Origin of the sequence: Neobacillus paridis (genome assembly GCF_016765675.1) — a bacterium.
Taxonomy (GTDB): domain Bacteria; phylum Bacillota; class Bacilli; order Bacillales; family Cytobacillaceae; genus Neobacillus; species Neobacillus paridis.
On record NZ_JAESWB010000414.1, the window covers coordinates 1 to 1,896 of the forward strand.

3 protein-coding genes are annotated in these 1,896 nt (G+C 30.9%); 1 reads left to right on the forward strand and 2 read right to left on the reverse strand.

All coding sequences use genetic code 11. The features are described from left to right. Window positions 1-165 precede the first annotated feature (165 nt). Window positions 166-474: a hypothetical protein gene (locus JK635_RS23965; RefSeq protein WP_202656459.1), complete on the forward strand. Its 309-nt coding sequence runs from the start codon at window positions 166-168 to the stop codon at window positions 472-474. A gap of 923 nt (window positions 475-1,397) precedes the next feature. Here JK635_RS23965 and JK635_RS23970 read toward each other — a convergent pair. Both JK635_RS23970 and JK635_RS23975 read right to left on the reverse strand, forming a co-directional pair. Next, window positions 1,398-1,649, reverse strand: a complete 252-nt coding sequence (locus tag JK635_RS23970; protein WP_202656460.1) for a phage holin — start codon at window positions 1,647-1,649, stop codon at window positions 1,398-1,400. A gap of 64 nt (window positions 1,650-1,713) precedes the next feature. Continuing rightward, the coding region (locus JK635_RS23975; RefSeq protein ID WP_202656461.1) for a peptidoglycan-binding domain-containing protein at window positions 1,714-1,896 on the reverse strand (183 nt) is incomplete at its 5' end.

The following is a 1,896-nucleotide window of genomic DNA, read 5'->3' on the forward strand; positions in this document are numbered from 1 at the left end:
ATCCAAACTACGAAGCAGTGTTACATCACATTAAGCAAACTATGCAAAGTTAGTTATCCCCTTTCCACATAAGGATTCAGATTACAATTTTAAATTAATAATTATTTTAACCACTGTTAATTACACAGTGGTTTTCTTTTTGATATAATATAGTTGGTGATAAGAATGAAATCTTTATTCCAACGTAAAATATTTTGTAGAATATGCGGATGTTCATATAAAAGAAGGGTAGAGAGGGGAAAAATTAAATATTGTTGCTCATACAGTGAATTAGGAAAAGCAAATCATAAACGTGTAGTAATAGAAGAATCATTTTTAATCAATTGTATAGAAAGAAGATTTAATAAAAAACTTTCATATGATGAAATTAGAGGAGTAGTTGAAAAAATTGAAATAGAAGATAAGTTATTATTTACCATATATTTAAATGGTCAAGAACCTATTATTTATGGACGAAATCATATTGTATATTAAAAAGCACCTCCCTCTATAAATGTTGATGTACCAAGGGTTTGAGCCGTTGGTACGGTGTCAAAAAAATATTTTTCGACAAAGTTACCTGAAGTATTTTCATAATATGTGAAACTATTCCAACAGGTTGGTACGCTACGCGGTCACTACTGGATAATGGTGGAAAGTAGTGATAGGGAATTATGCGATGCACAATGGATCTCTGCGTAGCTTATGATGACGTACCCTCCCATGTCTCTGGGCATCAGTGTGCCTACATTCCTTCGTTCGGTCTAGTCATAAGGCAGGGGCTAGCGAAGCTCCTTTAGGGACTCGAGGTCGAATGGAAAAAATAGTGCCAGCTTCTCCGTGTCATCCTGTTGTCTAGGTCTTTTAAGGGGATGTAGGGCTTACATAGCCTCTGCGAGACTAGGAATATCCTTCATCATTCGCTGTGCGTCAAACGCTTTGACACCCCGTATCATACCAAGAGGGCTCTTTTTATTTCAAGTCCCCTAAAATCCTTCTAACAGGAATGCTCCTTTAAATAATAATTTAAAAAAGTGTAACAAATTAGACTTTTTAGTAATTTTTTCAATTTACTTGATGGAGGTTAAATTATTGATATTATTGAATTTATAATTTTAAAAAGTGTGACATATTTTATTGAAAAATAGAATGTATTTAGTATTTTTTACCACATAGTTACAAATAAAAAAGATTGCACGAAATACATGCAGTTTCATTAAAATTATTAAATTAATTGTATTTGATTGCCATACAGTTGGAGACAAAAAAAATAAAAGAGATGATAAAATAACCTATCTACTCATGTATATTTTCATCAAAAATTACACAAAATAAAATTCACCATGACATTACAACATGGTAAAAAAAGTGGAGTCAACATCTATGAAAATCACACCAACTCCACTTTTAATTATTAATTATTTTGGTTCAGAATATTTTTGTGCTTGTTCAGAGTCACTTAAAGATTTAGTAGTAGGATCGACTACAACTCCAAGAATAGTCAATATTCCCAGTACGGAATTAAAAATATATGTAACCTTATCTCCTATTGTATCTGAAATATGAAATCCACATAATTCAGCAACAGTTTGAACAAACAATAAAATAGCTGAAAACATGCCTACCAAAAAATGTTTTTGACGTAATCGCACTTTCCAATTAATCTTCATTTTATTTCCTCCTTTAATATCACTTATTTGATTAATTTTATTTATAAATATGGTTTTAGTCATTTTAAAAAAGTTTATTCCAAGTATTCTTTCCAACGATACCATCTTTCGTTAAACCTTTTTTACCCTGAAACAACCTAACTGTGTTAGCAGTTTGATTACCATAATATCCATCCACTGTCACAACTTTTTTACCAAAGTATTTATTTAATGCTTCTTGAATAAGTTTTACATTACTATCATGCAT

Excerpts from the sequence above, each read along its gene's own strand:
- JK635_RS23970 (WP_202656460.1), bottom strand. The coding sequence starts at position 1,649 with ATGAAGATTAATTGGAAAGTGCGATTACGTCAAAAACATTTTTTGGTA.
- JK635_RS23965 (WP_202656459.1), top strand. The coding sequence starts at position 166 with ATGAAATCTTTATTCCAACGTAAAATATTTTGTAGAATATGCGGATGT.